This window comes from Morganella morganii H1r (genome assembly GCF_000633515.1).
In the GTDB taxonomy this organism is placed as follows: domain Bacteria; phylum Pseudomonadota; class Gammaproteobacteria; order Enterobacterales; family Enterobacteriaceae; genus Morganella; species Morganella morganii_B.
Window position 1 is genome coordinate 93,442 of the sequence record NZ_AYMP01000014.1, and the last position, 25,007, is coordinate 118,448.

General features: G+C 52.2%; 21 protein-coding genes. 11 read left to right on the forward strand and 10 right to left on the reverse strand.

Annotated elements, in window-relative coordinates; all coding sequences use genetic code 11:
* Positions 1–300 precede the first annotated feature (300 nt).
* Positions 301–1,719, reverse strand: a complete 1,419-nt coding sequence (locus U868_RS0107455; protein ID WP_025152750.1) for a PLP-dependent aminotransferase family protein — start codon at positions 1,717–1,719, stop codon at positions 301–303.
* Between the two features lie 99 nt (positions 1,720–1,818).
* On the opposite strand from U868_RS0107455, the gene U868_RS0107460 reads away from it, so the two are divergent.
* Together U868_RS0107460 and U868_RS0107465 are read left to right on the forward strand one after the other, a co-directional pair.
* Entirely contained in the window at positions 1,819–2,313 is a 495-nt protein-coding gene (locus U868_RS0107460) for a YbaK/EbsC family protein (RefSeq protein ID WP_004237785.1), read from the forward strand.
* A gap of 21 nt (positions 2,314–2,334) precedes the next feature.
* Complete coding sequence (locus U868_RS0107465; protein ID WP_025152751.1) at positions 2,335–2,883, forward strand: GNAT family N-acetyltransferase; 549 nt, start codon at positions 2,335–2,337, stop codon at positions 2,881–2,883.
* Positions 2,884–2,956: 73 nt separating this feature from the next.
* Here U868_RS0107465 and fabV read toward each other — a convergent pair whose 3' ends face one another.
* Positions 2,957–4,156, reverse strand: a complete 1,200-nt coding sequence (gene fabV / locus U868_RS0107470; RefSeq protein WP_025152752.1) for an enoyl-ACP reductase FabV — start codon at positions 4,154–4,156, stop codon at positions 2,957–2,959.
* A gap of 234 nt (positions 4,157–4,390) precedes the next feature.
* Here fabV and U868_RS23520 point away from each other — a divergent pair, with 234 nt between their 5' ends.
* A complete protein-coding gene (locus U868_RS23520) occupies positions 4,391–4,849 on the forward strand; it encodes a DUF6122 family protein (protein ID WP_025152753.1) in 459 nt (152 codons plus the stop codon).
* On the opposite strand, the gene U868_RS0107480 is transcribed toward U868_RS23520, so the two are convergent.
* The 8 genes from U868_RS0107480 to leuA all read right to left on the reverse strand — a co-directional run bounded on the left by U868_RS0107480 (position 4,797) and on the right by leuA (position 15,197).
* Positions 4,797–5,723: a hypothetical protein gene (locus U868_RS0107480; RefSeq protein WP_025152754.1), complete on the reverse strand. Its 927-nt coding sequence runs from the start codon at positions 5,721–5,723 to the stop codon at positions 4,797–4,799. The genes U868_RS23520 and U868_RS0107480 overlap by 53 nt on opposite strands.
* 222 nt (positions 5,724–5,945) lie before the next feature.
* Positions 5,946–7,196: a bifunctional glucose-1-phosphatase/inositol phosphatase gene (gene agp / locus U868_RS0107485; protein WP_025152755.1), complete on the reverse strand. Its 1,251-nt coding sequence runs from the start codon at positions 7,194–7,196 to the stop codon at positions 5,946–5,948.
* A gap of 89 nt (positions 7,197–7,285) precedes the next feature.
* Positions 7,286–7,972 (reverse strand): DNA mismatch repair endonuclease MutH, encoded by a 687-nt coding sequence (gene mutH, locus U868_RS0107490; RefSeq protein WP_025152756.1) that lies wholly within the window; start codon positions 7,970–7,972, stop codon positions 7,286–7,288.
* Positions 7,973–8,532: 560 nt separating this feature from the next.
* On the reverse strand, positions 8,533–10,197 hold the full coding sequence (gene sgrR / locus U868_RS0107495; RefSeq protein ID WP_025152757.1) for an HTH-type transcriptional regulator SgrR: 1,665 nt from the start codon (positions 10,195–10,197) through the stop codon (positions 8,533–8,535).
* Positions 10,198–10,461: 264 nt separating this feature from the next.
* Entirely contained in the window at positions 10,462–11,064 is a 603-nt protein-coding gene (gene leuD / locus U868_RS0107500; RefSeq protein WP_025152758.1) for a 3-isopropylmalate dehydratase small subunit, read from the reverse strand.
* 11 nt (positions 11,065–11,075) lie between these two features.
* Complete coding sequence (gene leuC, locus U868_RS0107505; RefSeq protein WP_025152759.1) at positions 11,076–12,488, reverse strand: 3-isopropylmalate dehydratase large subunit; 1,413 nt, start codon at positions 12,486–12,488, stop codon at positions 11,076–11,078.
* A 1-nt stretch (position 12,489) separates the two neighbouring features.
* A complete protein-coding gene (leuB, locus tag U868_RS0107510; RefSeq protein WP_025152760.1) occupies positions 12,490–13,581 on the reverse strand; it encodes a 3-isopropylmalate dehydrogenase in 1,092 nt (363 codons plus the stop codon).
* Positions 13,582–13,583: 2 nt separating this feature from the next.
* Entirely contained in the window at positions 13,584–15,197 is a 1,614-nt protein-coding gene (gene leuA / locus U868_RS0107515) for a 2-isopropylmalate synthase (RefSeq protein WP_025152761.1), read from the reverse strand.
* A gap of 862 nt (positions 15,198–16,059) precedes the next feature.
* Between leuA and leuO the strand changes: the two genes are divergently transcribed.
* The 8 genes from leuO (at position 16,060) to ftsL (ending at position 25,000) form a co-directional block, all read left to right on the forward strand.
* Entirely contained in the window at positions 16,060–17,007 is a 948-nt protein-coding gene (gene leuO, locus U868_RS0107525) for a transcriptional regulator LeuO (RefSeq protein ID WP_025152762.1), read from the forward strand.
* A gap of 210 nt (positions 17,008–17,217) precedes the next feature.
* Positions 17,218–19,026: an AMP-dependent synthetase/ligase gene (locus tag U868_RS0107530; protein ID WP_025152763.1), complete on the forward strand. Its 1,809-nt coding sequence runs from the start codon at positions 17,218–17,220 to the stop codon at positions 19,024–19,026.
* A 286-nt stretch (positions 19,027–19,312) separates the two neighbouring features.
* A complete protein-coding gene (gene ilvI, locus U868_RS0107540; RefSeq protein WP_025152765.1) occupies positions 19,313–21,034 on the forward strand; it encodes an acetolactate synthase 3 large subunit in 1,722 nt (573 codons plus the stop codon).
* A gap of 2 nt (positions 21,035–21,036) precedes the next feature.
* The gene (gene ilvN / locus U868_RS0107545; protein WP_025152766.1) at positions 21,037–21,528 is read left to right on the forward strand and encodes an acetolactate synthase small subunit; all 492 of its coding nucleotides are present in this window, start codon (positions 21,037–21,039) and stop codon (positions 21,526–21,528) included.
* An 83-nt stretch (positions 21,529–21,611) separates the two neighbouring features.
* Positions 21,612–22,616 (forward strand): catabolite repressor/activator, encoded by a 1,005-nt coding sequence (cra, locus tag U868_RS0107550; RefSeq protein WP_025152767.1) that lies wholly within the window; start codon positions 21,612–21,614, stop codon positions 22,614–22,616.
* Positions 22,617–23,285: 669 nt separating this feature from the next.
* The gene (mraZ, locus tag U868_RS0107555) at positions 23,286–23,744 is read left to right on the forward strand and encodes a division/cell wall cluster transcriptional repressor MraZ (RefSeq protein ID WP_025152768.1); all 459 of its coding nucleotides are present in this window, start codon (positions 23,286–23,288) and stop codon (positions 23,742–23,744) included.
* A complete protein-coding gene (gene rsmH / locus U868_RS0107560) occupies positions 23,745–24,686 on the forward strand; it encodes a 16S rRNA (cytosine(1402)-N(4))-methyltransferase RsmH (RefSeq protein WP_025152769.1) in 942 nt (313 codons plus the stop codon).
* Complete coding sequence (gene ftsL / locus U868_RS0107565) at positions 24,683–25,000, forward strand: cell division protein FtsL (protein WP_025152770.1); 318 nt, start codon at positions 24,683–24,685, stop codon at positions 24,998–25,000. Before rsmH ends, ftsL begins: the two co-directional genes overlap by 4 nt.
* Positions 25,001–25,007 lie beyond the last annotated feature (7 nt).

Sequence of the window (25,007 nt, forward strand, 5' to 3'; positions counted from 1 at the left end):
ATATTGTTTGCTATTAACATGATTTGTAATGGTTATTTAGAATATAGAATTTAATGGGTAGTTATCAATTACGATGAAAAAATACAAGTTTTATTATTACAAATAGTAAAATAGCGCCCTCTGATGACGGAAATCCGTCGCCGTGCCAATGGCCTTTCGGTGCGCGGCAGGTGCCGATAATGTTTCTCATGATGTCGCTCCTGACTATCATGAATAAACAGATAATAAGGGCGCGAATCATCAGGGAGTAGTCATGAAAACGGGTTTCACTGTTGCAGAAACAGAACAGTCAGCCCCGGGTTATCCGGTGTGCAGTGATCCCCGGCACCACTGTGCCAGCCGGGCGATGGCATCCTCCACGTCCTTATCACAGCCGAACCCGGCGTTGAGCCGGAAACAGCGGTCGTAGCGGCTGTCAGTGGCAAAGATATGTCCCGGCGCAATGCCAATCCCCTCTGCGCGGGCATTGAGAAACAGTTCCCGCACATTCAGGCTGCCTTCCGGCATGGTGACCCACAGAACATAGCCGCCTTCCGGTTCGGTCACGGTGGTGCCGGGCGGGAACTCCCGCAGCACAACACGGCGGATGTTTTGCACCTGTGCCGCCAGTTCACGGCGCAGGCGGCGCAGATGGGCATCATAGCCGCCGTTACTCAGCAGTTCGCTGATGGCCGCCTGCGGCAGTACCTGAGAGCCCATCGATGAGGTGTATTTGAGGGACGTGATTTTGCGCATGTAATGCTGACTGTGAACCCAGCCGATACGCACACCGGGCGCGATGGTTTTGGAAAATCCGCTGCACAGAATGACATTATGGCTGAATGCCCGCATCGGGAACGGGCGCTGCCCGCCGAATGCCGCGTCACCGAAAGTATCATCCTCAATAATGATCACACCGTTTTCATCCGCCCGGCGGGCTATCTCCGCTTTGACGTCATCCGGAATAGTCTTGCCCAGCGGGTTATTGACGTTGGCGAGTGTCACAAACGCTTTTACCGCTTTGCGGCGGAACAGGGCGGTGAGTTTATCGCAATCCACATATCCGTCTTCACAGGCATCCACTTCAGTCAGCCGCAGATTGAGATTACGCAGCATCTGTAACAGCACAAAGTAACAGGGGGATTCCACTGCCACCGCATCCCCGGGGCTGAGTGTGGCGCGCAGCGCCAGTGATAAGGCTTCAATGCAGCCGTTGGTGATCAGCAGGGTTTCCGGGGTGATATGACAGCCGTAACTGACCGCCCGGCGGGCGATTTCCTCTTTCAGCGGGGCATAGCCGGTGCCTTTGACAGAATCCCCCAGCAGGAATGGTTTGCTGTAGCTGAGCTGACGCATGATAAGACTCAGCTTTCTGACCGGATAAAGCTCCCGGCGGCCGTTAGCCAGATCGAGCCGGACACGGCACTCTTCGCCGACCATCGACATATGCAGTTCAGTCTGTTCATCCAGCGGGGCAAAATCAGCAGTGTGTGTCTCTGTACTGCCGTTTTCCGTTGCGGGCTGAACCGGGGCGACAAAAAAACCGGATTTCGGCCGCGCCACCGCAACATGCTCATCTTCCAGCGTGCGCAGTACTTTCAGGGCGGTGGTCAGGCTGACATTGTACTGCGCGGCCAGAACACGGACGGACGGCAGACGGCTGTCCGGTGGTAAAACGCCCTCACGGACAGCCTGTTTTATCTGATCGGCCATCTGCCGGTAGCGCGGAAGCGGTAGCATCTGTTCTGCCTCATTCTTACGGGTTCTGTGTGTTTCTGTAAGAGTACGTTGAGAGTAAATTATGACGCAAGGGTTTCTCCGGCTGACTGTGAGGTTTATATGACAACATTTGACAAAATCACCCGTTTACTGGATTCACGGGCAGTTTCCTTTGAGGTGATCGAACATCCGGCGGAAGGCCGTTCTGATGCGATAAGTAAAATCCGGGGGAATAAACTGAGCCAGGCGGCAAAAGCCATGGTCTTACAGGTTACCGGCAGCACACCGGATATCCGCTATGTGCTGGCGATTGTGCCGGGTGACTGCAAAGTCAATTTTAAAAACGCCGCGAAACTGGCGGGCGGGAAGAAAGCCTCATTTGCCGCGCCGGAAACGGCACAGGCGCTGACCGGCTGCCCGATGGGAGCGGTTCCGCCGTTCAGCTTTAATGACGAACTGACGCTCTATGTTGATAAGCGCCTGACCGGTGCAGGGCGGGTATTTTTTAATGCCGGTGAACTGGTGAGATCAGTATCTCTGGCAGCGGATGACTATTTCAGTGTGATCGGTCATGATCGCATTGCGGATATTGCGGTACCTCCCGCCGCAGAATAACAATGATAACGGAGAATAACGATGGAATATTGTGTTGCTGAACTGACGGATATGGATCAGGTAAAAGCCTTATTAAAACGTTATCATCTGACCACCATCAGTGATGAAGACAAACCGGACGGCTTTGTCACCACACAGATGAGTGATGAGCAGATGATTGATTTAATTGAAAACGAGCAGGGATTATTTGTCGCCAAACAGGATGGTAAGGTAGTGGCATTTGTGATGGCGGCATCCTGGCAGTACTGGTCACCGTGGCCGCTGTTTGCCCATATGATTGATAAACTGGGTGATTATGAGTTTGCCGGTCAGACACTGACCACAGAGAACTCGTATCAGTACGGCCCGGTCTGTATTGATGCATCTCTGCGCGGTCAGGGCGTACTGGAAGGGCTGTTTGCTTTTGCGCTGGAAAAAATGTCGCAGCGGTTTGATATCCTGGTGACCTTTATCAACAAGGTTAATCCGCGCTCTTATGCCGCGCACACCCGTAAGCTCGGGCTGACGGTGCTGGATGAGTTCGGATTCAATAATAACCATTATTACTGGCTGGTCTGCGAAACACGCTGAACAGTCCGGGAAAAATAAGAAACCCGCCGCAGCCGTTGAATAGTCAGGGCTGCGGCGGGTTTTTCAGTGATGATTAGACTAATTCTTTCACGTCGAAGTTAACTTCACCGCTTAAATCAGCATCATAATCAACGCCATTGAGACCAAAGCCGAATAAACGGAGGAACTCCGCTTTATAACCCTGATAGTCGGTTAATTCGTTGATGTTATCATCTGTCAGCTGCTGCCAGATTTCACGGCAGGTGTTCTGCACATCATCGCGTAATTCCCAGTCATCCAGACGCAGACGCTGTTTTTCATCGGTTTCCGGTGCGGAACCGTTAAACAGTTTGGTGGCAAATAAGCGCTGAGTCTGTTCGATACAGCCTTCGTGAATGCCTTTCTCTTTCATGATCTTAAACACGATAGAGATATATAACGGCATGACCGGAATGGCAGAAGAGGCCTGAGTCACGACAGATTTCAGGACAGCGACATAGGCCGCGCCGCCTTTGGCCTGCAGTTTCTGATTAATCGCCGCCGCTGCGCGATCCAGATCTTCTTTGGCTTTACCTAAGGTACCGTGCCAGTAAATCGGCCATGTTAAATCGGTACCGATATAGGAGTAGGCAACAGACTGTGCATTATCCGCCAGAACACCGGCTTCTTCTAATGCATTCATCCACAGTTCCCAGTCCTGGCCGCCCATCACTTTGACGGTATCTGCGATTTCCTGCTCATTGGCCGGTTCAACAACGGCTTCGATCAGCACGTCTTTGTTGGTATCCAGCGCGACAGATTTGTACGGTTCACCGATAGGTTTCAGGGCAGAGCGGACAATTTCGCCGGTTTCCGGCATTTTGCGGACCGGCGATGCTAGAGAATAAACCACCAGATCGATCTGACCCAAATCCTGTTTAATCAGATCAATAACGGTCTGACGGCATTCATCAGAGAAGGCATCCCCGTTGATGCTTTTTGCATACAGGCCTTCTTCTTTGGCGGCTTTATCAAAAGCCGCTGCGTTGTACCAGCCGGCAGAACCGGTTTTGCTTTCGCTGCCCGGCTTTTCGAAAAATACACCGATAGTTGCTGCACCGCTGCCGAATGCGGCATTGATACGGGAAGCCAGACCGTAACCGGTGGATGCACCAATCACCAGAACCTTTTCAGGGCCGTTTTTCAGTTCGCCGCAGGATTTCACACGGGCGATTTGCTCACGAACATGGGCTTCACAGCCCGCCGGATGAGCGGTAGTGCAGATAAAACCACGAATTTTAGGTTTGATAATCATAGTTATTTTTTCTTGGTAGCCAACAATCAGGGGCTAATATACCTGATCTTCTTCATTTACTTAAGACAATGCGGCGATAAACCCGCAAAGCAGACCAGTTAATTTCCGCTTTGTTATCCGGAATGCGGGGTATTTTATTATTGTGACGGGCTGATCTATTTTCTGCCGGATAGCCGCCGGTATTTCCGTTATGATAGCCGTCATTATAACGGGCAACCCGTCAGCGGAGTTACTGTGGCATTTGACATTTTCCGGAATATCCTGCATTACGGCTGCCATTTTCTGGTACCGGTTCTGTTTGCCCGGCTGTTCTGGCGGCAGCACTGGAAAGCAGCGGCGATGATTATGATTGCCACTATGGTGATGGATGCGGATCACCTGCTGGCGGATCCGATCTTTGACCCGGACAGATGCAGTGTCGGTTTTCATCCGCTTCATACCGTATGGGCGGCGATTGTGTATCTTATTCTGCTGCTGATCCCGTCATGGAAAGTGCGGGCGGTGGCAGTCGGTTGCCTGTTCCATCTGTTTACCGACGGGATAGATTGTTATATGGGCAGCCTGAAACAGGGCACGGAATATGCCGCGGTTCAGGTATTAAAAAACCCGCCGGGGGCGGGTTTTTGTGCGGCTGAGATCATCAGAACGGATTTTTCAGTGCCGGGACCGAGACTTCCGCGCCCGGTAAACTGACTGCCGGGGCTTTGATATCAAGCGTTGGCGCGGAGATTCCCGGAACGGAAACACTCACTTCCGGGGCCGTGATTGACGGTGCGTTAATACCGGCAGACGGCATAGCGGATTCTGCCGCTGATGTTATCTCTTTTTTCACGGATGACATCCGGCTGTTTTCTGCCTGCGGCACCTTTCCGTTACGATCAGCGGAAACCGGTGTGCTTTGTTGTCCCTGCGGTGCGGTTTGTCCGCTTTGTCCCCCGGCGACCGGTTGTGCATCCGGTCTGCGCATCTGCCCGTTATCCGGCCGGAACGGCTCTGCTCCGGTTTCTTTATTGACCATCGTGCCGTCAGACGGTGCGCCGGAGACCATCCCCGGATCATTGTGCGGCTGCCGTTGCGCGACGCTTTCGCGGCTCAGCAGGCGGCCCCGGTTTTCGGTGCTGTCTTCCTCTGTCACCAGGGTATCACTGTCTTTGACCGCGAAGGATTTGCCCCGGTAAGGGAGCAGCAGATACGGTTTGCAGGCATCGGCATTACAGCCGCGATAGCGCACCATACCGTCAATACTCAGCGTGATAATGCCGCCGCCGTTGAGCAGATAATCCCAGGTTTTACCGTCAATGGTCACCGTGCCGCTCATATTGCACGGCGTCTGGCTGTATTCACCGTATGGCAGGGCAATATAGGGTTTGCTCATGGCAATTAATTGCCGCACCTGTTCATCTTTCAGCGTCCATTTATCACAGGCGCCCAGTAATACACCGTCAGAGGAGGGATAAATTATTTTTTCACCGGTATCAACATCGTAGTTTTTCTGACTGCAGCCTGAACTTATTAAGACAGTTGTAATAATAAATAAAGGAACCGGTAATGATTTTAAATATTTCATCGTATTAATGATATCCGTGTATTCAGCCCGGTATATGACCGTTAATTCCCGGACGGGTGCCGATACTGATAAATGAGTAATAAAATACTGTGATGATTTTCAGATTGTCAGATAGTAGCGGCTTACAGAGCCTTTATCTATCAGTGTTATCCGAAGCGTGACAGAGATAGACATAAAAAGCCCGGCGAAGGTAAGCCGGGCGGGAATATGAATATATAATGTTTATTCTGATAAGCTTTCTTTCATTACCTTTTGGAAGGTTTCCCAGCCGCAATAGCCGTTTTTATCAACCGGACAATTTTTCAGTTCCAGGGTGACTTTTTGCGGCGGTGTTTTTAAGGACAGATAACTGTTATTCCGCAGCTGATCAGCAGACTGATAAATATAGTCAATCTTCACATAAGATTTATTATCCGTTTTGTCTGTCCAGCGCTGGAACACTAATTTGCCGCCGATTGGCGTATGTTCATACTGTTGCGGCAACTGATACGGTTTAAATTCCAGGGCGGAGAGCAGGGAGGCGATATTGGAATCATGCCCGGCCAGGAAGGTAAATTTCGCTTCACTGCCCGGTGCGGCGGCGGCAAAGTGCTGATTAATGTAGTTCAGCAGCGGATGTGCCACGTTTTTCGCGATAATGCGCGGGGTAAACAGGGATTCCTGATAGCCGTTTTTCAGGGTATTCAGGGCAGTCCACTGCTCTGGTGTGGTGACTTCACCCCAGGCGACCCGGTCTGCCGGGAAACCTTCATAATATTGCAGGTCGATGGCATCCACGGCGGAGTTCGCCATTTTCAGCGGGCCTTTCACCCCCGGCTCTTTACCGGCCTCAATAATAAAGCTGTTTTTGCCGTCAGCCAGTGAACAGAGTTTATTAGTTTTGCACTGTTCTGAGTCTTTGATATTCAGCACCTTATTCAGTGCCTGATAACCCGGTGCCAGATCCAGCCCTTTATAATGGCTTTCCATTGCCGCGAGGGCAGTCTGTTTAAACTCCGCGCTGTCATTGGTGATGATCGGGTTAAACACCGGATCCATCGTACCGATTTCCGGCTGGTGGTTTACAGTGACGGTACAACCCGGGAAAGCCCCGGCAGTAAAGAACTGCGCGGTGGCGATAGTGCGCTGAAGGCTGTTGGCGTACACATTCAGCTCTTTTTCACCGGTCGGGCACAGGGTGTCCGGCAGCAGTTTGTTCTCATCCAGCCACTCGCGGAAATAGTGTCCCATATAGACTTCCAGCGCACCGCCTTTGGTGGTCAGATAACCGCTCTGCGCATCCCACGCTGGCCAGGTTTTATCGGTAATTTCGGTCAGAATACCGGTATTGACAATCGGTGTGCGCAGGTTGTGGCGGCTCATCACCAGCACCTGTTCCAGTGTCATATCAGCGGCGGAGGTATCAGCAAAAGCGGGCAGGGCGGGCGTCAGTAATGCGGCTGCAAGTGAAAGCGTCAGTAAGGTTTTTTTCATCCGGAACACTCCTGTTGTCATTATTTTCGAACCGGTATTAATGACTGAAGCGATTCATATTTACCGGGAGCGAACTCCCAAAACAGCGATCAACACCGGAAATAGCGCTTAAGTAAGGGGGCAGTGAAATTTTTCTTCAGATAAAAGCCTCTGGGCAGTGTTTGTATCGGTTGTCCGTGCGGGCCGATAGCGTCTGTAAGTGCGCGGCTGTTGGCGGCTTTCGGGCGGATCTGCATCACCTGACCATGACGGGCGGTGATCTGCTCCACTTTCCCCAGCACAATCATATCCATCAGCTCTTCCCAGTCGGCGCGCAGCAGGCGCTCCTCCTCCTCTGACGGTGACCACAGCAGCGGTGAGCCGACACGGCGCTCTGCCAGCGGGATATGACGCGCGCCTTCCACCGGTACCCACAGTACACGGGAAAGTTTATGGCGCACATGACACTCCGCCCAGTTGACGCCGCTGTTGCCGGTCAGCGGGGCGACACAGACAAACGTGGTTTCCAGCGGCACGCCGGATCCATCCACCGGAATGGTTTTCAGTTCCACCCCGAGGTGTGTGAAATCCTGTTCTGCCTTGCTGCCCGCATCCGCGCCCAGCCAGTATTCCAGCAGCATGCCGACCCAGCCTTTATCACGGCGCAGATCCGGCGGCACCGGAATGCCGGCACAACCCGCCAGCTCACCGAAAGTGGCACCGGCAAGGGATTGGGCGCGGCTGAGCAGCTCAGATTCGCTGGCCGGGGGTAACGGCGGCTGAAAAAGTTGTGTCATGTTATATGCTTAAAAATTGAACAGTGTTATCCGGTAAAATAATACATAGGCATGAATGAAAAATAAATATTATCTAATTTATTGATATATAGCTATTAATTTTCGTCGTCACAATAAGTGCAGAAGGTTGTGCACCAGCATCCTCAGACAATAAACAGGATCTTACACTGAGTTATCCACAGCTTTATGGGATAAGTGGAAAACCACCCCACTACTGGTTTGATTTACAGGCTTGACTTCCGTCTGTTTTCGCGTTTCAGCAGGGGTTTTGCTCACGGATAAGTCACAATCTGTGGATAACACCGGGTGTGGTTATTTTTTGTGCTGTGTAAGTCTGTTAAAAAAAATGCCGGTGATTTTTTCGGACAATTCTCTTTTTTTATTTCATCATTGATATGATTTATCAGGGTTTATTTAACAGTTGTGATTTTATCAACAAGGGGCTGTTAAAAACTATACCCCCATTACCCTTGCGTTTTTCACAACTATATCCACAGAAAACGTGAATAAAAGCCGGTTTTTTATCAGAGGGTGTTTATAACTTTACCGTTTTCTGTGAATTAACTGTCCGGCGGGATAAACCAGGCTGATTTAAAATCAAACCAGCCGAAGGTATTCATTTTGACGCCCCGCATACTGCGCTGCCCCTGTAATTCAAGCCAGTGATGGAACAGCGGGAACAGTATTTGCCTGTCAATGAGCTGCTCACACCATGCCGCCAGTGACAGAGAGCGCTGCCGCCATTGCTTCAGCGGCGCATGCAAATCATCCCCCAGGCAGCGGCGCAGCAGCGGCAGCTCGTACAGGGTGGCGAAAACCGAAAAATCGAGCGGCTTATAAAAGTTGGCGGTTGCCAGCCAGAAATCACTGCCACAATCGCCGTTAAACCAGGTATCGTAATCTGTGATGTTAATCGTCAGTTTCACGCCCTGCTCCGCCAGCAGCTGCTGCAATAATTTGCCGATAGCATGGTATTCGTGATGATCCTGATAATAGGTCAGCGTCAGTTCTGTCAGATCCGCCGGTTTTTCGCAGGGCGGGATAAGCTTGCTGTGATGCCAGCGCAGCAGCAGCCCGTAAGCGGGCCACCAGTGGCGCTGGTACAGGGGTTCACAGTGATACAGCAGACTGACCGGGGTCATCAGGCTGTTGAGCCAGCGGCGGATATCGTCCCGCTCTCCTTTTGCCGAGCGCACGTCGTGCAGCAGAAAATAACAGCCTTCTTCCATCCGGCTGTCGAGAGAATCCCGTTCCGGGCCGTCCGCGCCGATATGCAGCGTCGTGCAGACCATTTTTTCTTCCAGCTCCGGCACCACCAGTACAGCAACTTCATCCAGCAGGGCACGGAAGCCGTAATAATGGTCAAAGGCGCGGATCGTCAGTTTGCGGTCATTATTGCAGACCACCTGATACGGGCCGGTGCCGACGGGGTGGCGGGCAAAGTCCGGCAGTTCCTGCCACTCATGGGGCAGAATGGCGGCATGCGGGCTGCCGGTCAGCACCGGGAACCAGCTGTCGGCTTCATTCAGTGTGATATCAACAATGTAAGGCATATCGGAACGGACAGTGCGGATATGGCTGAACAGCGGGTGTGTGTCGCGCAGGCGTTCAAAAGAGGAAATGATATCCACCATCTGCAATTCACGGCCGTGGTGGAAAAATATTGCCGGTCGCAGCCAGAAACGCCACTGTCTGTCGCCGGTCTGCTGCCAGTGATGTGCCAGTGCCGGGATGGCTTCCCCGTTTTCCTCATTTATGGCGGTCAGTCCGTTAAAAATCTGACTCAGTAAATGAACTTCCGAGCGGCGCAGCGGTGAACCGGGCAGCAGATTATAAAAAGGACGGTAATAGACAATGCGCAGCAGGCTTTTCCCCTGCCGGAAGCTGCGCTCAAGCTGGGAGAGCACCATCTGGCGCATCGCGTCCTTATCATTGACCATCGCCACCAGTTTTTCGATATTATCCTGTTCAATCAGCAGTTCGGCGCGGGCGTGCTGCAGGTCCCGTCCGCTTTGCAGAAAACAGAGACGTGAGCGCTTACCCCGTCCGGTTTCCGCCTGCCAGCTGAGCCAGCCCGCTGTCTGCATGCTGCTGAGCAGAGAGCGGACATGACGGCGCGAGCAGTGCAGGATATCGGCGATCTCCTGAAGGGTGGTATCGGTCTCCTGTCCCTGATGATGCTGCCACAGGCGGATAAACTGGTGCTGGAGGCGTGGTGTGCTCATAAAAGAGGAACTCCGGTCGGTTTTCTGTCCATTTTTATTTCCGTATATTACGTCCATACTCAATGTCATTAAAGCAGCTCATGACGTCAGTGTGATACCTGACTCACTCCCGATTCTTGAGTAATGGTGACTTTTACCGCCAGCCGAAAGGCTGGTTTTTTTCTGTCCGGTGATCCGGAAAAAGGGGCGGGGATAAACGGGGAAAAAGCTGCCATCACAAAAGGGGTGATGGCAGGGGTTCAATGGTGGAAATGGATCCGGTTATCAGTTCATAAATGCAGGCAGTTTTTCCTCAAAACAGGAAATCATGTCGTCGTGCTGTAAGGTGAGGCCGATACTGTCGAGGCCGTTCATCATGCAGTGGCGGCGGAAAGTATCAACACTGAACGGGTATTCCAGCTCACCGGCTATCACTTTCTGGTTTTCCAGATCAACAATAATCTGCGCACCTTCTGTTTTCTGTACCCGGTCAAAGAGCGCATCAATTGCGTCTTCGGGTAATTTCACCGGTAATAATTGATTGTTGAATGCGTTGCCGTAAAAAATATCCGCGAAGCTTGGCGCAATCACCACTCTGAAGCCGTAATCTGTTAAGGCCCACGGTGCGTGCTCACGGGAGGAGCCGCAGCCGAAATTTTCCCGTGCCAGCAGAATGGATGCGCCCTGATAACGCGGGGCGTTGAGGACAAAATCCGGGTTCGGCACCTGTCCGTCATCATCGAGAAAACGCCAGTCATTGAATAAATGCTGCCCGAAGCCGGTGCGGGTTACTTTCTGCAAAAACTGTTTCGGGATAATGGCATCGGTATCCACGTTGGCGGCATCCAGCGGTGCGGCAATGCCCTGATGTACAATAAATTTTTCCATGACTCTTTCCCTCAGCGCATCTCAATGGTACGGATATCGGCGAAACTGCCGGTGACAGCGGCTGCAGCAGCCATGGCCGGACTGACCAGGTGAGTACGCCCGCCGCGTCCCTGACGCCCTTCAAAGTTGCGGTTGCTGGTGGAGGCGCAGCGCTCTCCCGGTGCCAGACGGTCATTGTTCATCGCCAGACACATCGAGCAGCCCGGTAAACGCCACTCAAACCCGGCATCGGTGAAGATTTTATCCAGACCTTCCGCTTCTGCCTGTGATTTCACCGGCCCGGAGCCCGGAACCACTATCGCCTGCACTCCCGGCGCAACTTTGCGCCCTTTGGCAACGGCGGCGGCAGCGCGTAAATCTTCAATCCGCGAGTTGGTGCAGGAGCCGATAAACACCTTGTCGATTTTCACATCGGTTAATTTTTTGCCCGGGGTTAAATCCATATACGCCAGGGCTTTTTCCGCCGAGGCTCTCTCCACCGGGTCGGTAAAGCTTTCCGGAGCGGGAATGGTGCGGCTGATATCAATCACCTGACCCGGATTGGTGCCCCAGGTAACCTGCGGGGCGATATCGGCGGCATTGATAATAATTTCCGCGTCATATTTCGCATCCGGATCACTTTTCAGGGTTTGCCAGTAAGCCACGGCTGCATCCCAGTCCGCGCCCTGCGGGGAGAACTGACGGCCTTTCAGATAATCAAAGGTGGTCTGATCCGGGGCAATCATTCCGCCTTTGGCGCCCATCTCGATCGCCATATTACAGACTGTCATCCGGCCTTCCATGGAGAGCGCCTCAATGGCATCGCCGCAGAATTCCGCGATATAACCGGTACCGCCCGCGCTGCCGGTGTGACCGATAATTGCCAGCACAATATCTTTGGCGGTGATACCGGGAGCCACTTTGCCGCGCACTTCAATTTTCAGGGTTTTGGCACGCGCCTGTTTCAGTGTCTGGGTGGCTAACACATGCTCCACTTCTGAGGTGCCGATACCAAAAGCCAGCGAGCCGAACGCACCGTGGGTGGCGGTGTGGGAGTCCCCGCAGACAATGGTCATGCCCGGCAGGGTGATGCCCTGTTCCGGCCCCATCACATGCACGATGCCCTGATACGGATGGTTCAGATCATAGAGACGGACCCCAAAGGCCTCACAGTTTTTGATCAGTTCCTGCATCTGGTTACGGGCCATCTCACCACAGGCATTGATATCTTTGGTCTGCGTGGAGACGTTGTGATCCATGGTGGCGAAGGTTTTTTCCGGTCGGCGTACCGGGCGGTTTTTCGCCCGTAATCCGTCAAATGCCTGCGGTGAGGTCACTTCATGCACCAGGTGGCGGTCGATATACAGGATCGGCGTTTCGTTTGCTTCTTCACGAACCACATGGGCATCATATAATTTCTGATATAAGGTTTTTCCTGTGCTCATCTTAAGCCCCTTCTGTAATCAAACGCGCGATAATGCCGCCCATTTCGTCGGTGGTCACGCTCTTGCCGCTGCCGGCCACGTCGCGGGTGCGGTATCCGGCATTCAGTGCCTGATTCACCGCATTTTCAATGCTGTCTGCCGCCGCATCCTGCCCGCAGCTGAAACGCAGCAACATGGCGGCGGATAAAATCTGTGCCACCGGGTTGGCAATGTTCTGCCCGGCGATATCCGGCGCGGAGCCGCCTGCCGGTTCATACAGACCGAATTTTTTCTCATTCAGGCTGGCGGACGGCAGCATCCCCATGGAGCCGGTGATCATGGCGCACTCGTCGGAGATAATGTCGCCGAACAGGTTGGAGCAGAGGATCACATCAAACTGCGACGGATCTTTCACCATCTGCATGGCGGCGTTATCGATATACATGTGTGACAGTGCGACATCCGGATATTCTTTGGCGATTTCTGTTACCACTTCACGCCATAATACGGAGCTTTGCAGCACATTGGCCTTATCAATCGAGGTCACCTGCCCACGGCGTTTTCGGGCGGAAGCAAAGGCGATACGGGCAATGCGTTCGATTTCAAAACGGTGATACACCTCGGTATCATAAGCACGCTCATATTTACCTTCGCCTTCACGGCCTTTCGGCTGCCCGAAATAGATCCCGCCGGTCAGTTCGCGGACACACAGGATGTCGAATCCGCGTGCGGCGATATCACTGCGCAGCGGGCAGAACGCTTCCAGTGCCGGATAGAGCCGCGCCGGGCGCAGGTTACTGAATAATTTGAAATGTGCCCGCAGCGGGAGCAGCGCACCGCGCTCCGGCTGGGAATCCGGCGGCAGTTTTTCCCATTTCGGGCCGCCGACCGAGCCGAACAGTACCGCATCGGCCTGTTCGCAGCCTTTCAGCGTTGCCGGCGGCAGCGGGTGGCCGTGGTTGTCGATGGCAATGCCGCCGACATCATATTCACTGGTGGTGATGGTCAGGTTAAAGCGGGTGCGCACCGCATCCAGCACTTTAATCGCCTGCGCCATAATTTCAGGGCCGATTCCGTCGCCCGGTAAAACTGCAATATGAAATTGTTCCGACATAATTACACCGCTTCCTTTGTCTCTGTATTGTTGTTATGAGTATCGTTATGAGTATCGTTGTGCATGTTGTTATCTGACTGTATACGCCGTTTTTCTTCTTTTACCTGTCCGGCGCGCCAGATGCTGTTGATAGCATGGATCATGGCCTGGGCGGAGGACTCAACAATATCGGTCGCCAGCCCCATGCCGTGGAATTTACGGCCTTCATACTCCACCACGATATTCACCTGACCCAGCGCGTCTGTTCCCTGACCTTTGGCGGTCAGCTGATAGGCGGCGAGGGTCAGCGGGTAACCCGCGATACGGCGGATAGCCTCATAAGCCGCATCGACCGGGCCGTTCCCCTGGGCGGATTCGGAGATGATCTCATCCCCGGCCTGCATTCTGACGGTTGCTGACGCTTTGACACCGGTACCGGACTGGGTGTTGAGAAACGCCAGCGAGAAGTGTTCCGGCTCCTGATGCTGCTGTTTCATAAACACCAGTGCTTCCAGGTCGTAATCAAAGACCTGACCTTTCTTGTCCGCCAGTTGCAGGAAGTCGGCGTATAATTCATCCAGGTTATAATCATCTTCCTGATAGCCCATTTCCGCCATCCGGTGTTTCACTGCTGCGCGGCCGGAACGGGAGGTCAGGTTGATTAAGTTATCTTTCAGGCCGATGCTGTCCGGCGTCATGATTTCGTAGGTTTCGCGGTTTTTGATCACACCGTCCTGGTGAATACCGGAGGAGTGAGAAAAGGCATTACTGCCGACCACGGCCTTGTTCGGCGGCACCGGGGTGTTGCATAACTGGCTGACCAGCTGGCTGGTGCGGTAAATCTCTTTGTGATTGATCCCGGTGCGTACGCCCAGCATTTTTTCCCGTACTTTAATCGCCATAATCACTTCTTCCAGGGCGCAGTTCCCGGCGCGTTCGCCTAATCCGTTGATCGTGCCTTCAATCTGGCGGGCACCGGCCTGCACGGCGGTGATGGAGTTGGCAACGGACATCCCCAGGTCGTCATGACAGTGGACAGAAATGATGGTTTTGCCGATGTTCGGTACGCGGTTGAATAATTCACTGATAATGCCGCCGAACTGGTACGGCGTGGTGTAACCAACGGTGTCCGGAATATTGACCGTGGTGGCACCGGCGTTAATTGCGGCTTCCACAATACGGCATAAATCATCGATATCGGTGCGCCCGGCGTCTTCGCAGGAGAACTCGACGTCATCGGTAAAGCGGCGGGCATGTTTAATCGAACCGACCGCCATATCGATGATGTCAGCAAAGGTCTTGCGCAGTTTGGTTTTGACGTGAATACCGGAGGTGGCGAGCACCATATGCAGGCGGAAGGCTTCCGCGACTTTCAGGGATTCCGCCGCCGCGTCAATGTCACCGATCACACAGCGGGACAAGGCTGCGATACGGCTGTTTTTGATTTCGCGGGCGATGGTCTGCACCGACTGAAAATCACCGGGTGAGGAGACAGGGAAACCGGCCTCAATAATATCAACCCCCATGCGTTCGAGCTGGAAAGCAATCTGTAACTTCTCTTTGACACTGAGACTGGCCTGTAATGCCTGCTCCCCGTCACGCAGTGTGGTATCAAAAATGATGACGTTATCGCTCATGTTGTGATCCTCTCAGTTATTTCTTGTTCTGTTTTCCGGTTTGCAGGTATAAAAAAACCCGCGACATTGCGCGGGTTTTTCAGGTCTGAGGGAGAAAGTTATGAAGAACTTCCGGCCACGAGCCCGCCACGCGCAGTTAAGGCGATAATTAGCAGGCTGTTTAGGCGGAAAGTGAAAGACATGGTGATAACCTTCTCAGTAAATTCAGTGGCACGGAACACATAGCTTATCCGTGGCGATGTATTATTGATACTGAATATAAAATGGTCTGTCAACCATGCCTTTTCGCCGGAGATACCGGGCGAAGGCGAAAAAAAGGGCAGAAAGCAGATAAACTGACTAATTTATAAAAATTAATCAGCGTTTTCATCTATAAGTCAGCTCAATGATTGGGTTAATATTTTTACAGAATTTTTTTGCAGGGAATCCGAACCGGTTGAGTCGGCAGGGAATAGGGTATCCGGCGGTCAGGTTGCCACCGGTAACCGGTGAGATATTCATTGAACAGTTTATTTATTCTGTTATGTCAGTAAAAAAAATCAGATTTTTTATGCTGACAGATGACAATTTTATTATGAATAAACACAATCTTTGTTTTATTATCTCATTGCATGGAAACTAAATGAATAAAGCAATACAGATGTATTGATTTCATGAATAAGTTGCTTGCTTTAAATATTCAAATAGTATGCATTGTGATGATGATACGCATCCGCGTATTCAGAACCATACAAGGAAGAGACTCAATTATTAATTAGATAATCAATTGAGATAATAGATTTCAATTTTGTATTGATCTGCCGTTTCATCGTGGCGGCAGGTGGCTTATTGAAGTCATTATAATCATTTATTGGAGTTTAAGATGACTGAATACACCTCAGTGGCAGAAGTAAAAAAAGAATCCGGTGAAACACAGCTGCGCAATGTGGATCTTAATCTGCTGACGGTTTTTGATGCGGTTATGCAGATGCAGAATGTCACCCGGGCCGCTGAACTTTTAGGTATGTCACAACCGGCTGTCAGTAATGCGGTGTCAAGACTTAAGGTTATGTTTAATGACGAATTATTTGTTCGTTTCGGCTGGGGAATTCAGCCGACAGCCCGTGCCAAACAGTTGTTTGGTCCGGTCAGGCAGGCATTGCAGCTGGTGCACAATGAACTGCCGGGTGCAGGTTTTGAGCCGAGCAGCAGTGAAAGGGTATTTAATCTGGCTGTTTCCAGTCCGCTGGATATCCGTCTGACAGACAAGATAATTGAACAGGTTAAACTTCACAGTGAAAATATCGATGTCAATATTCAGTCTTATATGAATTCGCATATTGAACATAACCTGAAATATCAGGAAACGGATTTTGCCATCAGTTATAACCGTTTCGATAAACCGGATTACAGTCATCACTTATTATTTAATGATCAATTATCACTGGTCGCCGCCCGTAATCATCCGCGTATACAATATTCAGTAACAGAGAAACAAATTTTTACTGAGCAGCATGCAGTGGTATCGCTTGATTTAATTGATTCATTCAGTTCACCGTATTACGAGAATAATGAATTGCTGCGGGCTATTGTTTATCAGGGAACAAATTTAGTCAGTGTGCTGAATATCGTCTCTAAAACAGAATTAGTGGCGATTGCACCGAAGTGGCTGATTCAGCTCTACGCTCATGTACTGCCGATTCAGGAAGTGCAGTTGCCGTGGGATAAAGTCAGCCGTCCGGCGTTTCTGATCTGGCATGAGGCCTGCACCCGTGATAAAGGACATCAGTGGATGAAGGCACTGCTTACACAGTTCACGCATCATATATAATCGATCATTTATTTGATTTCCCGTACCGGCAGGCAGATTCGCCTGCCGGTGCTTTTTTGTGATCAGGCATATGCAAAGATAACTAAATTTTCTTTTGTTCCCGGGGACAACAGGCTACACTTGCGAAAAAATTAAGCTTACACCTGTAAGCTGAAAATTATTCCACAACGTGAAACCGTGCAGTCTGACGGCTCAGTAAAGGAAACGCGTGTGACAACAACAAATTTGCATCACTATCATTTAGTGACGCGGCTGCAACAGCAGAAACAGCGCCGGGGTGACCAAATCGCACTGCGACAGTGGTGTGAACAGGGTCAGCATATCGATTTTACCTGGCAGCAGGCCGGGACGTTCAGTGAAAATCTGGCGGAAGCCCTGCTGGCTGAAGGGGTTGAGGTTCAGGAAAATGTCGCCATTTTCTCGCACAACAGTGCCCTGTGGACATTAACCGACCTGGCGATTCTCCAGTGCCGCGCCATTGTGGTGCCGCTCTATGCCACCAGCAGTGATGACCAGGCGGCCTATATTCTCAATGATGCGCAGGTGCGCATCCTGTTCGTGGACGGTCAGAAACAGGCGGAAATTGCACTGTCGCTGCCCTCCCTCTGTCCGTCCCTGCAGAAAATCATCATTATGAACCCGGAAAATACGGCGATCCCGTCGCATCCGGCAGTCTGCACACTGCGTCAGTTTATGAACGGTCATAACGGCAGTTATGCCTCAGCGCTGCGTCAGCGCATTGCGGATTGCTCTCTTGATGATCTTTTCACCCTGATTTACACCTCCGGAACCACCGGTGAGCCGAAAGGCGTGATGCTGGATTACCGCAATATGGCAGCCCAGCTTTATCTGCATGATGAACGGCTGACACTGACTGAAAATGATATCTCACTCTGTTTCCTGCCGCTGACGCATGTTTTTGAGCGCGCATGGAGTTTCTATGTGATGCACACCGGCGCACTGAATGTCTATCTCAGTGATACCAATCTGGTGCGCAAAGCCATGGTGTCGGTGAAACCGACCGTGATGTGCGCGGTGCCGCGTTTCTATGAAAAAGTGTTCAGCGGTATTTACGAAAAAGTGGCACAGGCGCCGTGGTATAAACGGGCGTTATTTCACTGGGCGGTGCGCACCGGTAAAAAGATCCTTGATGCACAGCAGCGTGGTGAAAAACAATCGTGGCTGGCTGCGCGGTGTGATCAGTTTGCTCAGAAAAAAGTGCTCGGCAAACTGCGTGATGTGCTCGGCGGTAACGTCCGTTTCTTACCGGCGGCGGGTGCGCGGCTGGATGATGAGATTATCCGCTTTTTCCTCGCCATCGGTATTAACATCAAATACGGCTACGGCATGACAGAAACCTGCGCCACTGTATCCTGCTGGGAAAACAGCGGTTATCAGCTCGGCTCTATCGGTGTGCCGCTGCCGGACGTGGAAGTGCGTATCGGTGAGGAAAATGAGATTCAGGTGCGCGGGCCGGTAGTGATGCGCGGCTATTACAATAAGCCGGAAGAGACCCGCCAGGCCTTTACTGATGATGGCTGGCTGCGGACCGGTGATGCCGGTGCGCTGGATGAGCAGGGCAATCTGTTTATCACTGAACGCCTGAAAGATCTGATGAAAACCTCCAACGGCAAATATATTGCGCCGCAGATGCTGGAAGGCACACTGGGACAGGATCGCTTTATTGAGCATATCGCGGTGGTGGCGGATGCGCGTAAGTTTGTCTCCGCACTGATTGTGCCGTGTTTTGACACTCTGGAAGAGCATGCCCGCGCGCTGAATCTGAAATACCATGACCGGATGGAGCTGCTGAAAAACAGTCAGATTGTGGCGCTGTTTGAAAGCCGTCTGAAAGAGTTGCAGAAAAATATCGCTGCCTTTCATCAGGTCAAACGTTTCACACTGCTGCCGCAGAATTTCTCCATGGAGCTCGGTGAACTGACTCCGACCCTGAAGCTGCGCCGTAAAGTGATCGCTCAGCGCTATCAGCGCGAAATTGAGTCCATGTATACGGACTGATTGATGTCCCTGACGGCACTGCCGGTTTCCTGTGCAGTGCCGTTTTTATATCCCGCCGGTTTTTCCCTTACTCTCAGTGAACTCTGCTTCGTGATCTTCCGCTGCAGGTATGATCATCTGCGGATCATGACATTTCCTTTATTCCTGCGGTTTCCCGCTTTTTGCTTCCCGAAAAACGCATTTGCCAGCACTGTCATTTTATCGTTATGTTAATCCTCAGATAACTAAAAACAGACAAACACATCACTTGCAGTTACAACCCGCAATCACGGGCAGGAGAGCATTTATGGAGAGGTTGACAGGGGCAGAAATGATCGTGCGCTCCTTAATTGATGAGGGCGTGTCACACGTATTCGGCTATCCGGGCGGTGCTGTTCTGGATATTTATGATGCACTGCATACCGTGGGCGGAGTCGGGCATATTCTGGTGCGCCACGAGCAGGCCGCTGTGCATATGGCGGACGGCTATGCCCGCGCAACCGGCAAAACCGGCGTGGTGCTGGTCACTTCCGGCCCGGGGGCGACTAACGCCATTACCGGTATTGCCACTGCGTATATGGATTCGGTGCCGCTGGTGGTATTGTCCGGCCAGGTGGCAAGTGCCCTGATCGGCAACGATGCCTTCCAGGAAGTGGACATGGTGGGGATCTCCCGCCCGGTCGTGAAACACAGCTACCTGGTGCACGATGTTGCAGACATTCCGGCGACCATCAAAAAAGCGTTTTATCTGGCACAAACCGGACGTCCCGGGCCGGTGGTGATTGATTTTCCGAAAGATATTGTCCAGCAGCAGCATGAATACAGCTACCCGTCACGGATCAGTCTGCGCTCGTATAACCCGACCGGAGCCGGTCACAAAGGGCAGATCAAACGCGCCCTGATCACACTGATGCAGGCAAAACGCCCGGTCATGTATATCGGCGGCGGTGCTGTCAGTGCCGGATGCAGCCCGGAAATTTTCACGCTTGCGGATAAACTGCGTCTGCCGGTGGCGCTTTCCCTGATGGGGCTGGGCGCGTTTCCGGGGACTCACCCGCAGTGTGTCGGCATGCTGGGTATGCACGGGACATATGAAGCAAACAATACCATGCATCACAGTGATGTGATTTTTGCCGTCGGTGTCCGTTTCGATGACCGGACCACCAATAACCTGGCGAAATACTGCCCGCAGGCAACGGTCATTCATATTGATGTCGATCCGGCGTCTATCTCCAAAACCGTGGCAGCGGATATTCCGATTGTCGGTGATGCAAAACTGTGTCTCGCACAGATGCTGTTACAGCTGGAATCCCTGACCGATGAGCAGGATCCGGATGCGTTGTGCGACTGGTGGCGGCGGATTGATCAGTGGAAAGCGAAACAGTGTCTGGCCATTGATGAGAGCGGGGAGAAAATCAAGCCGCAGAGCGTGATCCGCACCCTGTGGGAACTGACGGAAGGGAAGGCGTATATCACCTCCGATGTCGGTCAGCATCAGATGTTTGCCGCGCTCTATTACCCGTTTGATGAACCGCGCCGCTGGATCAATTCCGGCGGGCTGGGCACGATGGGCTTCGGGTTACCGGCAGCACTGGGGGTCCGGCTGGCGAAACCGGATGATATGGTGGTGTGTGTCACCGGGGACGGTAGTATTCAGATGAATATTCAGGAACTTTCCACGGCATTACAGTTCGGGCTGCCGGTGCTGGTGCTTAATCTGAACAACCGGTTTCTCGGTATGGTGAAGCAGTGGCAGGACATGGTTTATCACGGCCGTCACTCGCATTCCTATATGGAATCGCTGCCTGATTTTGTCCGTCTGGCCGAGGCTTACGGGCATGCCGGTATCAGTATCAGTGATAAAACCACGCTGCGTGAACAGCTCGCGGAGGCACTGCGTATTGTCCGCGAAGAGAAACGGCTGGTGTTCGCCGATGTGATGGTGGATGAGAAAGAGCATGTTTATCCGATGCAGATCCGCAACGGCGGGATGGATGAAATGTGGTTAAGCAAAACAGAGAGGACCTGATCATGCGCCGGATTTTGTCAATTTTATTAGAAAACGAAACAGGGGCGCTGTCCCGTGTGGCAGGGCTTTTTTCCCAGCGCGGGTATAATATCGAAAGTATCACCGCAGCCCCGACTGATGATCCGTCACTGTTCCGACTGACCATCCAGACCAAAGGCGATGCGCGGGTGCTGGAGCAGATTGAAAAGCAGCTCAACAAGCTGGTGGATGTGTTCCGTGTCACAGAACTGACCTCTGCCACTCACATTGAGCGCGAGGTGATGCTGGTGAAATTACAGGCCGGCGGTTACGGGCGGGATGAGGTCAAACGCAGTACCGATATCTTCCGCGGACAGATTGTCGATGTGACCGCGACGCTCTATACCGTGCAGCTGACCGGCACCAGTGAAAAGCTGGACGCCTTCCTGGATGCGGTGCGCGGCTTCGCGGAAATTGTGGAGATTGCCCGTTCCGGCATCGTCGGGATGTCGCGCGGCGATAAAATAATGCGGTGAAATATTCGCGGTGAAAGGGTAAACTGATCACTCTTCTTATTGGCCCGTTGTTCGGGCCGTTTCCTGATTTGTAAGGGGTTAACGTGAAACTGGATGAAATCGCCCGCCTTGCCGGTGTGTCGCGCACGACGGCCAGTTATGTCATCAACGGAAAAGCAAAACAATATCGTGTGAGTGACAAAACTGTCGAAAAAGTGATGGCGGTGGTTCGTGAACATAATTACCATCCGAATGCGGTGGCTGCCGGTCTGCGTGCAGGCCGTACCCGCTCAATCGGACTGGTGATCCCGGATTTGGAGAACACCAGCTACACCCGCATCGCAAATTATCTGGAGCGCCAGGCGCGCAGCCGGGGTTATCAGCTGCTGATTGCCTGCTCCGAAGACCAGCCTGACAACGAAATCCGTTGTGTGGAACACCTGTTACAGCGTCAGGTGGATGCGATTATTGTTTCCACCGCACTGCCGCCGGAACATCCGTTCTATCAGCGCTGGGCAAACCGCTCGCTGCCGATTGTCGCGCTTGACCGCGCACTGGAAAATGAGCACTTTATCAGTGTGGTCGGGGATGACTTTGAGGACGCCAAAATGCTGGCTGCTGAACTGCGTCAGTTTCCGGCAGAATCGGTGGTTTATCTCGGCGCGTTACCGGAACTTTCCGTCAGTTTTCTGCGTGAGCAGGGATTCCGCGAAGCCTGGGAAGGCGATGTCCGCAAAGTGAATTTCCTGTATGCCGACAGTTATGAGCGTGATGCCGCCGCCAAAGCGTTTGATACCTGGCTGGAAAGCAACCCGATGCCGGATGCGCTGTTTACCACATCATTTGCTCTGTTACAGGGGGTGATGGATGCCACGCTGGCCCGCAGCGGCCGTCTGCCGGGGCAACTGGTGATCGCAACCTTCGGTGATCATGAACTGCTGGATTTCCTTGAGTGTCCGGTACTGTCTGTGGCGCAGCGTCATCGTGATATTGCTGAGCGCGTGCTGGAGCTGGTGCTGGCGAGTCTGGATGAAAAACAGAAACCGGCAGCGGGTATCACCCGGATCCGCCGTGATCTGTGCCGCCGCGGCAGTCTGAGCCGCCGGTAAGATTCAGACCATAAAATAATTTTTTTCCTGATACCTGTACGGAAACGTATAGGTATTTTTGTTTAGTTTGTCCTGAAACAGATGAAAAACTCTTTTTGGGAGGAATCCTAAGATTTTTTTTCAATTCTGCTGATTGACAGAAATTGACAATTTTCACAGAACGCCTGTTTTCCTTCCGTAAATACACTTATTCTGATTAAGGATATACACGACAGAATATCCTCCGTTCAGTTTTGTGACTGTTATGCCATTGATAAACTGAATATTAAATTTTCAAATAGTAAATAATCACGAGCTGTAACAGAAAGTAACGGCACAGATGACCGGCACAAAAATACGGAAATGCCGTGAGTTGTGGTGATTTTTTATCCTGAAAGTGAGTGATACCTCGCAAAAATGCATCTTTCTTTCGTCAGATTCGGTATAATTTGCCCCGGTTAGCCGAGTGTGTATTATGTGAATTTTTTTCTGATTTGAATCAGTGTGTTATCTCACTTCTGTTCCCTGAAGTAAAAAATCCCATATTTTCTCACCCCTTTATTCCCCGATAACGGAAACGAAACCTTGTCAGCGCTGGCTTGACAAGCTTTTCGTACCATTCGTAAACTCTGTTGGTGGGGAATTGTGGGTGAAAGTGGTAATTCAGGGCAAAACTGAGCGGAGAAACGAATGTTTCGCGGGGCAACACTGGTTAATCTTGACAGCAAAGGGCGCATAACCGTACCGGCACGGTACCGGTCGCTGCTTGCTGAAAAGTCGGAAGGTCAGATGGTCTGCACTATCGATCTCCACCAGCCGTGCCTGCTGCTTTACACCTTACCGGAATGGGAACTGATCGAACTGAAGCTGGCTCAATTGTCCACCATGGATCCCACAGAGCGCCGTGTTCAGCGCCTGTTACTGGGCCATGCCACGGAATGCCAGATGGACGGTGCGGGACGTCTTTTGTTAGCCGGTACACTGCGCACACATGCGCGGTTAACCAAAGAAGTCATGCTGGTCGGGCAGTTCAACAAGTTTGAGCTGTGGGATGAGCAGACGTGGTATCAGCAGGTACAGGATGATATTGCTGCCGGGCAGACGGCATCCGGACCTTTATCCGCCCGGTTACAGGATTTATCACTTTAAATGGCAGAGAGTCAGTTTCAGCATACCAGTGTTTTACTGGATGAAGCCGTTAACGGATTACAGATCCGCGAAGACGGTATTTATATCGACGGCACATTCGGCCGCGGCGGGCATTCCCGTCTGATTTTATCAAAACTCGGTCCGCAGGGGCGTCTGATCGCCATTGACCGGGATCCGCAGGCGATTGCCGCTGCGGCGCAGATTGACGACCCGCGTTTTTCCATTATTCACGGCCCGTTTTCCGGTATTGCCGGTTATGTGAATGATCTGGAACCGGGCGGACAGATTAACGGCGTTCTGCTGGATCTCGGGGTGTCTTCCCCGCAGCTGGACGATGCGGAGCGCGGGTTCTCCTTTATGCGTGACGGGCCGCTGGATATGCGCATGGATCCGACGCGGGGGATTTCCGCCGCACAGTGGCTGACTGAAGCCAAAGAAGACGATATTGCGTGGGTGCTGAAGAATTTCGGCGAAGAGCGTTTTTCAAAACGGATTGCCCGCGCGATTGTTGAACGGAACAAGACCGGAGAACCGCTGACGCGGACAAAACAGCTGGCGGAACTGATCGCCGCTGTGTCTCCGGTGAAAGAAAAGCATAAGCATCCGGCGACCCGCAGCTTCCAGGCGATCCGCATCTATGTCAACAGCGAGCTGGATGAAATCCGCCAGGCGCTGAGCGGCGCACTGAGCATTCTGGCACCCGGCGGCCGTTTATCGGTCATCAGCTTCCACTCGCTGGAAGACCGGATTGTGAAGCAGTTTATGCGCAACGAAAGCCGCGGACCACAGGTGCCGCACGGATTACCGCTGACGGAAGAACAACTGAAAGCACATGGTACACCGGCGCTGAAACTGGCCGGAAAAATGAAACCGTCAGAGCAGGAAATCAGTGTTAACCCGCGTGCCCGCAGTTCAGTGCTGCGCTTTGCGGAGAAAGCATGACCACAGAACGGCACAATTTAGCCCGTGTTATATGTCGTGACCTGCTGCGCCACGGATTAATCCCTGCGATTTTATTTATCGCAGTGATCGTCAGCGCGATTTTTGTGGTTATCACGGCACATAAAACACGTCTGCTGACCGCAGAGCGGGAACATCTTGTGCTGGAGCGTAACTCGCTGGATATTGAATGGCGTAACCTGATTCTGGAAGAGAACGCCCTGGGGGATCACAGCCGTGTCGAGCGCCTGTCCGTTGAGCGTCTCAGTATGCAGCATGTGGATCCGGCAAACGAAAAAATTGTCGTAACAAAATGACGAAGGC

Bases quoted from the DNA above. Each gene is read 5' to 3' on its own strand.
- U868_RS0107455 (WP_025152750.1), bottom strand. From the start codon at position 1,719: ATGCTACCGCTTCCGCGCTACCGGCAGATGGCCGATCAGATAAAACAG.
- U868_RS0107460 (WP_004237785.1), top strand. From the start codon at position 1,819: ATGACAACATTTGACAAAATCACCCGTTTACTGGATTCACGGGCAGTT.
- U868_RS0107465 (WP_025152751.1), top strand. From the start codon at position 2,335: ATGGAATATTGTGTTGCTGAACTGACGGATATGGATCAGGTAAAAGCC.
- fabV (WP_025152752.1), bottom strand. From the start codon at position 4,156: ATGATTATCAAACCTAAAATTCGTGGTTTTATCTGCACTACCGCTCAT.
- U868_RS0107480 (WP_025152754.1), bottom strand. From the start codon at position 5,723: ATGAAATATTTAAAATCATTACCGGTTCCTTTATTTATTATTACAACT.
- agp (WP_025152755.1), bottom strand. From the start codon at position 7,196: ATGAAAAAAACCTTACTGACGCTTTCACTTGCAGCCGCATTACTGACG.
- mutH (WP_025152756.1), bottom strand. From the start codon at position 7,972: ATGACACAACTTTTTCAGCCGCCGTTACCCCCGGCCAGCGAATCTGAG.
- sgrR (WP_025152757.1), bottom strand. From the start codon at position 10,197: ATGAGCACACCACGCCTCCAGCACCAGTTTATCCGCCTGTGGCAGCAT.
- leuD (WP_025152758.1), bottom strand. From the start codon at position 11,064: ATGGAAAAATTTATTGTACATCAGGGCATTGCCGCACCGCTGGATGCC.
- leuC (WP_025152759.1), bottom strand. From the start codon at position 12,488: ATGAGCACAGGAAAAACCTTATATCAGAAATTATATGATGCCCATGTG.
- leuB (WP_025152760.1), bottom strand. From the start codon at position 13,581: ATGTCGGAACAATTTCATATTGCAGTTTTACCGGGCGACGGAATCGGC.
- leuA (WP_025152761.1), bottom strand. From the start codon at position 15,197: ATGAGCGATAACGTCATCATTTTTGATACCACACTGCGTGACGGGGAG.
- leuO (WP_025152762.1), top strand. From the start codon at position 16,060: ATGACTGAATACACCTCAGTGGCAGAAGTAAAAAAAGAATCCGGTGAA.
- ilvI (WP_025152765.1), top strand. From the start codon at position 19,313: ATGGAGAGGTTGACAGGGGCAGAAATGATCGTGCGCTCCTTAATTGAT.
- ilvN (WP_025152766.1), top strand. From the start codon at position 21,037: ATGCGCCGGATTTTGTCAATTTTATTAGAAAACGAAACAGGGGCGCTG.
- mraZ (WP_025152768.1), top strand. From the start codon at position 23,286: ATGTTTCGCGGGGCAACACTGGTTAATCTTGACAGCAAAGGGCGCATA.
- rsmH (WP_025152769.1), top strand. From the start codon at position 23,745: ATGGCAGAGAGTCAGTTTCAGCATACCAGTGTTTTACTGGATGAAGCC.
- ftsL (WP_025152770.1), top strand. From the start codon at position 24,683: ATGACCACAGAACGGCACAATTTAGCCCGTGTTATATGTCGTGACCTG.